The following is a 7,002-nucleotide window of genomic DNA, read 5'->3' on the forward strand; positions in this document are numbered from 1 at the left end:
ATCTGTCCCGGCTGGTCGCGACGGCACGCGAGCGGTACGGAAAGCTCGATGTACTGGTCGGCAACGCCGGTATCAGCCCGATCTCCGCCCTCGACGATCTGCGCGTCGAGGACTGGGAGGAGATGGTCGACGTCAACATCAAGGGCGTGCTGTACGGCATCGCCGAGGCCCTGCCCGTCTTCCGCGAGCAGGGCTTCGGGCATTTCGTCCACACCCTCTCCACCGCCGGGCTGAAAATCGTCCCGACGATGTCGGTCTACGCCGGGACCAAGAACGCCGTACGCGCCATCTCCGAGGGGCTGCGCCAGGAGGCGGGCGAGTCGCTGCGGGTGACCACCGTCTCGCCGGGGTACATCCGGACGGAGCTCGCGCATTCCATCACCGATCCGGGCGCGAGGAGCGAGATCCAGGCCGGCATGGACAAGATCGCGATCTCCCCGGACGCCATCGCCCGCGCCATCGCGTTCGCCATCGAGCAGCCGTCCGGTGTCGACGTCGGCGAGATCGTGGTCCGCCCCACCGCACAGGGCTGAGGCCCGCGCCCGACGGTCAACCGCCGGATGTACGGCCGGTGTCCAGGAGCGCGGCATGGACGGCCGCGGTGAGGACCACGGCCGCGAGTGTCCATGAGATCCAGTCACCCGGGTCGGGCAGCCACTGGCGTCCGAGCGCGATCGGATAGATGGCCACCGCGTACCCGGCGGGCACGGTGGGCGGCACGATCCCCTTACGGGCGGCGCCGAGGAACAACAGCGGCGCCAGCAGCCCGGCGGAGAACACCACGCCCACCACCCACAGCACCCGGTGGCGCCGGCCGCTGTACAGAGTGGGCCGTGCGGATGTTCCGGTGGAATATTCGTTCACGATGGCCTTTCGCTCGGTGCGGAGTGCAGACGATTGAGTGCGTGGTGTGCGCTCACGGCGCCGATGCCCTCCAGATCGCGAAGCTGGCGCGCGGAGAAACTGGAGAGTAGTTCGAGATTATCGATACCAGCTCTGAGTAATGCATTGGCCAAACGATGTCCGATTCTGTCGTGTCCAAGGGCATCGAAAAGTTCGCCCCCCTCACAAGAGCCGCAGCGTCGTCCGGACTCACTCGGCGCCTTTTCCCGGACGCCGCACCCACCGCACATATCGATCACCCGGTCATCCCATCGCGCCCTGGACCAGCTCACTTTGACGATGGCTTCGCGGAGCGCACCGATGCTGTCGGCCGCGGAGGAGGAATGTGTGGCGCCACAGATGTCACATCGAATGGTGATCGAATGGCTCATGTGAGCATGATGGCAGAGCGGCTCCCAACGGGCCTTCCCTGTCATCGCTTTGCGGCCGTTCGGCCACCCATCGAGACATGCGTTTCTCACAGCCGCTTGATGACAAATGCGACTGTTACGCCGCCCGGAGTGGTGAAAGCGTGAGCCATCAGTGGACAGCGAAGTGTCCGGGGGGTCCGCGCGAGCCGTCGTCAGCGGCTTGAATCCCGTCGGTGTGGACGGGGAACGCACCAGCGACAAATCGGGATCCGGCCGAGTGCTGTCACCGCGAGCCCCACCGGGCTCTCCTGACCGACAACGGAAACGGCTGGGTGATGAGAGACAACGCCACTGACAGGGGCGCGGACGACACGAGGGGGCGCCGTCATCGGCGATGGCGCGTGTCCGCGGCGCTGGGTCTGACGGCGGTGCTGGCGGGCGGCGGGATCGCCGCCCTCCGGGCGGCCGGATCGCCCGCGTCCGATGCCCCGGAGCCGGCGGCCGTCGTCGCCCCGCACTCCGGCCGGCTGACGCCCGGGGAGTCGCGTGAGGCATCCCGCATCGCCATCGACGCCGTCACCCGGCCCGGGGCCGCGCCCGCGCGGAGCGGCCAGGACACGAAGAAGAAGGACACTGCGGGCGGGGAGCGCAATGCCGCGGGCGGTTCCGGCGCCGAGCCGCTGGACACCCGCCGCCCGCCCCGGCCCAAGTCGGCCTCCTCCACGCCGGACAGCCGGGCCGAGGTCCAGCTCTACGACTACGCCTCGGACACCCTCATCACCCGGCTGGTCGATCTGCGCTCCAAGAAGGTCCTCGACTCCGCCCGGCAGCATGGCGTCCAGCCGCCTCCCACCCTGGCCGAGGCCCGTGAGGCGGTGAAGGTCGTCCTGGCCGACCGCCGGCTCGGCCCGGGAATGCGCGACTCCTACACCTCGCAGACCGGGAAGCGGCTGACCTCACCCTCCCAACTGCGCCTCCAGAGCATGTCGTTCCTCGGCTCCCGCGCCAAGGGGGTGGACGGCGCCCGGAAGGTGTCCCGGTGCGGTGAGCACCGGTGTGTGCAGCTCTTCGTGCGCCTTCCGGATGGCAAGTGGATCGACACCAGCCGGATCGTCATCGATCTGTCGGCCAGGCGCGCCGCCGTCATCGGCCTGTGAGGGGAGCTTCGTCCGTGTCCAGTCTGTTTCGGCGTGCCCGTGTGCTGGTCGCCGTGGTGGGATTGCTGGCCCTGTGGGTGCCGGGCCCGGCGTCCGCCGCGCCCCCGAGGGCGTCGGCGGCGCCGTCCTGCCCCGCCGCGGATCGCATCGACACCACCCTGAAGAACGGTGCCCGGTGGCAGATGTGCTGGGACATCGACCGCAACACCGGTGCGGTGCTCAGCGATGTGACCTACACCCCCAACCGCGGCGCCCCCACCCGGGTCCTCAAGAGCGCCTCGCTCGCCGAGGTGCATGTGCCCTACGACAGCGGCCAGCCGCGCTTCTACGACGTGTCCGCGATCGGCTTCGGCGATCTGGAGCAGGGCACACTCACCCCACTCAGCGCCAAGGACTGCCCCGACGGGCGGCTGCACGACTTCCGGGACACCCCCGTGCTGTGCGCCGAGGAGCAGCCCCGGCCGTTCGCCTACAAGAGCGCGGTGGAGAAGGGCGTACTGCACGGCACCGACCTGGTCGTCTTCTCGGTCTCCGAGATCGGCTGGTACGACTACATCACCGAGTGGCGCTTCTCGGACGACGGTTCCATCACTCCCCGGTCGGGCGCCACCGGGAGCCTCTCGCCGTTCCAGTTCTCCGACGCGAGCAGCGGCTGGCCGACCGGGGTGGGCTCCACCCGGTTCAGCGAGGACCACTCGCACAACATCTTCTGGCGGCTGGACTTCGACGTCGACGGACAGTCGGCGAACACCGTGGAGCAGTACGACTACCTGGGCAGCGGTACGGCCGAGCGCACCACCAGGCGCACGGTGCTCTCCCATGAGACCGCGGCGGACCTCGCGCCCACCCGATTCTGGCGGGTGGTGAACCCCACGGCCGAGAACTCCGACGGCCACGCCAAGTCCTGGGAGATCGACAACCACCACAGCGATCAGTACCGGGGTCCGCACGAGACCGAGGAATTCACCCACCACGACATGTACTTCACGCAAGTCCGGGAGTGCGAGCGGCTGGCCTACGGCAACACCGCCCCCAACTGCGCCACCTCGGTCGACAAGTACACCGGCGACGAGAAGCTCACCGACCCGGTCGCCTGGGTCAGCGTCGATTTCCACCATGTGCCCAGGGACGAGGACCAGGACCCGATGCCCACCCATTGGCAGGGCTTCACGATCGTGCCCCGGGATGTCACGGCCACGAGCCAACTGCCATGACCCGGTCCCTGTCGCCCATCCCGTTCCGTCCCCCGGCAAGGAGTGCACCGTGTTACGTCCGACCCCGGCACCGTCCGTCGAGCGGTCGAAGATGCGCCGCGTCCTCGAGGACCGCCTGACCGCCCTGGCCCGCGCCCATCAGGTGCCCGGCGCCCAACTCGCCGTACACACCGGCGGGATGACGCTCGCCGTGGAGACCGGCGTCCTGGACGCGGAGACCGGCGAGCCGTTCACCGCCGAGGCGGCCGTGCCCATCGGCTCCGTCACCAAGGCGTACACCGCGACCGTGGTGGCGCTGCTGGTGGCGGACGGCGATGTGGAGCTGGACGACCCGCTCGGCGACCATGTGCCGGAGCTGCGCCGGGGCGGTCCGCCGTGCACGGTGCGCCAGGTGCTCAGCCATACCGCGGGGCTGCCGTCCGGGCCCGACTCGGACCAGGTGGCCTCGGTGACCGCCGCGCGCTATCTGCTGGACCACTGCACCGACCGCACCCTGGTGATGCCCCCGGGCACGGACTTCTCCTACTCCAACGCGGGCTATGTCGCGGCGGGCCGGCTGATCGAGGCGGTCACCGGGATGAGCTGGCAGGAGGCCATGCGGTCGGTGCTGCTCGATCCGCTGGGCACCGTGCCGTCCTTCATCGGCACCGCCACCACTGCGCACCGGTCGATCGCGCGCGGCCACTCGGCCAACACGGCCACGGGCAGAACGAGACCGGTGCGGCAGAACCTCGCCCCCGCCGAGGCCGCGGCCGGTGCGCTGCGCGCCGGCGCCCTCGATCTGGTGGCGCTGGGCCGGGCCCATCTCGGCGACGGCCCGCGCGGGTTGCCGCCCCATGAACTGGCGGAGGAGATGCGCCGCCCCGTGTCCGGCGCCGACCCCGGTGTGCTGGCCGACGGCTGGGGCCTGGGCTGGGCGCTCTTCCGGCACGGCGAGACGCTGTGGTTCGGGCACGACGGCAACGCCCAGGGCACCTCCTGCTCGCTGCGGGCCGACCCCGCCACCGGGGTGGTGGTCGGCTTCACCGCCAACGCGGGCGGCGGCACCGAGCTGTGGAACGAACTGACCGATGCCCTCGGCGAGGTCACCGGCGTCCGGGTGCCCGCCGGCCCCACCCCGCGCCATCTGGCCACCCCCATGGCCGTGACCTCGCAGTGCACCGGGATCTATCTCAACGGCGACATCGAGTACCAGGTGACCATGGGCGACGGCGGTGGCCTCGCCCTGTCCGTGGACGGCGACCTCCCCGCGCCGCTGGTCTGTCATGAGGACCTCACCTGCGATCTGGTGGATCCGTCCTCCGGACGCCGGATCCCCGGCGGGCGCTTCGTCCGCGATCCGCGCACCGGCGCCGTCGACCGGATCCAGCTCTCGGGCCGGATGGCCCGTAAGAGCGCACTGGTCTGAGGCCCCACCGCCCACCCGCACGGCCGTCTCCCCACATCTCCCCCGGCCGGGTGCGGGCGCCCCGGCTCGGCGCCACAAGGCCCGAGCCGTCATCCATCCGCCCGTTCAACCGCTCTGAAGGGCCACACCCCGCCATGACGGACCACTACGCGACCTCATCGGTGTCCGCACCCCAGGATGTCCCGGACCTCCCTCCGGCGGCGTGGAACGCCACGGACCGTGCCGTCTCCCGCGCGCCGCTCGGCGAGCTCTTCGCCGTATGGGCGAGGCGCACCCCCGAGGCGCCGGCCCTGGTGGCGGACGACCGCGAGTGGTCCTTCGGCGAGGTCGAGCGCTGGGCGAACCGGCTGGCCCACCGCCTCATCGGGCAGGGCGTGGGGCCGGAGCGGGTGGTGGCGCTGGTCCTGCCCCGCTCGGCCGAACTGGTGGTGGCCGAGCTGGCGGTGGCGAAGGCCGGCGGCGCGTATCTCCCGATCGATCCGGCGCATCCCGAGGAGCGCCGCGCCATGATGCTGGCCGACGCCCGGCCGGTGGCCGTGCTCGACGACCCGGCGCGGATCCGGGAGGTGGCGGCCGGGGCGGGCCCCGATCACGCGCCCGGCCGGGGAGACCTGCTCGGCCCGCTGCTCCCCGAGCATCCCGCGTATGTCATCTACACCTCCGGCTCCACGGGTGTGCCCAAGGGCGTGCTGGTGCCGCATGCCGGTCTGGGAAACTTCTCGGCCGCGACGACGGCCCACTACCGGGTCCGGCCGGGCGACCGGGTGCTCCAGTTCTCCTCGCCGAGCTTCGACGCCTCCGTGCTGGAGCTGTGCTCCTCGCTGCTCGCCGGGGCGGCGCTGGTGGTGCCCCCGGAGGGGCCCCTGCTGGGCGCCGAGCTGGCCTCGGTGCTGCGGGAGAAGCGGGTGACCCACGCCCTGATCCCCCCGGCGGCGCTGGCGACCGTGCCCTGGGAGGAACTCCACGACGGGCTGCCCGACTTCCGCACCCTGATCGTGGGCGCGGAGGTCTGCCCCGCCGATCTGGTGGACCTGTGGGCGCCCGGGCGGCGGCTGGTCAACTCCTACGGCCCGACCGAGGCCACGGTCGTGGCCACCTGGACGGACGCCCTGGCGGCGGGCTCCGGCGCGCCGCCGATCGGGCGTCCGCTTCCCAACACCCGGGTGTTCGTGCTGGACGAGGCGGCGCGGCAGGTGCCGGTCGGCGCCACGGGAGAGCTCTGCGTCAGCGGCGCGGGACTGGCCCGCGGCTATCTCGACCGGCCGGGGCTGACCGCCGAGCGGTTCACCGCCTGCCCCTTCGGCCCGCCCGGCTCCCGGATGTACCGCACCGGGGACCTGGTCCGCTGGAACGCCGACGGTGAACTGGAATTCCTCGGCCGGGCCGACCACCAGGTCAAGCTGCGCGGCTTCCGCATCGAACTGGGTGAGGTGGAGGCCGCGTTGTCCCGCCACCCCCGGGTGGGCACGGCCGTGGTCACCGTACGGGAGGACGAGCCCGGCCAGAAGCGGCTGGTCGCCTATGTGGTGCCGCCCAGCGGCGGGACCCCGCCGCAGGCCGCGGAGGTGCGTGCCGCGGCGGCCCGGGTGCTGCCGGCGCATATGGTGCCGTCCGCCTATGTGGTGCTGGACGCGTTTCCCCTCACCCCGCACCGCAAGATCGACCGGCAGGCGCTGCCCGCCCCGCGCTCCGCGCCGGGCGGCGACTGGCGCCATATCGCCCCGCGCACCCCGGCCGAGGAGGCCCTGGCCCGTATCTGGTCCGAGGTGCTGCTGGTGGACACGGTGGGCGTGGAGGACGACTTCCTGGGCCTGGGCGGCGACTCCATCCTCGGCGTGCGGCTGCTCACCCGCGTCCGGGCCGAACTGGGCGTGGAGCTCTCGCTGCGCGACCTGCTCGACGCCAGGACGGTGGCCCGGCTGGCCGGCCGGCTGCCCGCCGGGGCCGCCGACGGACCCGTGGCGCCCGAG

7 protein-coding genes are annotated in these 7,002 nt (G+C 71.8%); 5 read left to right on the forward strand and 2 right to left on the reverse strand.

Annotated features, from left to right (window positions below; all coding sequences use genetic code 11):
* Window positions 1–533: SDR family oxidoreductase (locus KN815_RS09920; protein WP_216341396.1), on the forward strand; the 533-nt coding region annotated here is incomplete at its 5' end.
* 16 nt (window positions 534–549) lie between these two features.
* Here the strand turns inward: KN815_RS09920 and KN815_RS09925 are convergent.
* Window positions 550–864 (reverse strand): hypothetical protein, encoded by a 315-nt coding sequence (locus KN815_RS09925; RefSeq protein ID WP_253208869.1) that lies wholly within the window; start codon window positions 862–864, stop codon window positions 550–552.
* On the reverse strand, window positions 861–1,274 hold the full coding sequence (locus KN815_RS09930; RefSeq protein ID WP_216341397.1) for a helix-hairpin-helix domain-containing protein: 414 nt from the start codon (window positions 1,272–1,274) through the stop codon (window positions 861–863). Before KN815_RS09930 ends, KN815_RS09925 begins: the two co-directional genes overlap by 4 nt.
* A 380-nt stretch (window positions 1,275–1,654) precedes the next feature.
* Between KN815_RS09930 and KN815_RS09935 the strand changes: the two genes are divergently transcribed.
* The 4 genes from KN815_RS09935 to KN815_RS09950 form a co-directional block, all read left to right on the forward strand.
* Complete coding sequence (locus KN815_RS09935) at window positions 1,655–2,410, forward strand: hypothetical protein (protein WP_216341398.1); 756 nt, start codon at window positions 1,655–1,657, stop codon at window positions 2,408–2,410.
* 14 nt (window positions 2,411–2,424) lie between these two features.
* Window positions 2,425–3,624, forward strand: coding sequence for a copper amine oxidase (locus KN815_RS09940; protein ID WP_216341399.1), 1,200 nt, complete (start codon window positions 2,425–2,427; stop codon window positions 3,622–3,624).
* 49 nt (window positions 3,625–3,673) lie between these two features.
* The gene (locus tag KN815_RS09945; protein WP_216341400.1) at window positions 3,674–5,032 is read left to right on the forward strand and encodes a serine hydrolase domain-containing protein; all 1,359 of its coding nucleotides are present in this window, start codon (window positions 3,674–3,676) and stop codon (window positions 5,030–5,032) included.
* A gap of 134 nt (window positions 5,033–5,166) precedes the next feature.
* On the forward strand, window positions 5,167–7,002 hold a 1,836-nt coding region (locus KN815_RS09950), incomplete at its 3' end, for an amino acid adenylation domain-containing protein (protein ID WP_216341401.1).

Source organism: Streptomyces niphimycinicus (assembly GCF_018883605.1).
In the GTDB taxonomy this organism is placed as follows: Bacteria; Actinomycetota; Actinomycetes; order Streptomycetales; family Streptomycetaceae; genus Streptomyces; species Streptomyces niphimycinicus.

Bases quoted from the DNA above. Each gene is read 5' to 3' on its own strand.
- KN815_RS09930 (WP_216341397.1), bottom strand. From the start codon at position 1,274: ATGAGCCATTCGATCACCATTCGATGTGACATCTGTGGCGCCACACAT.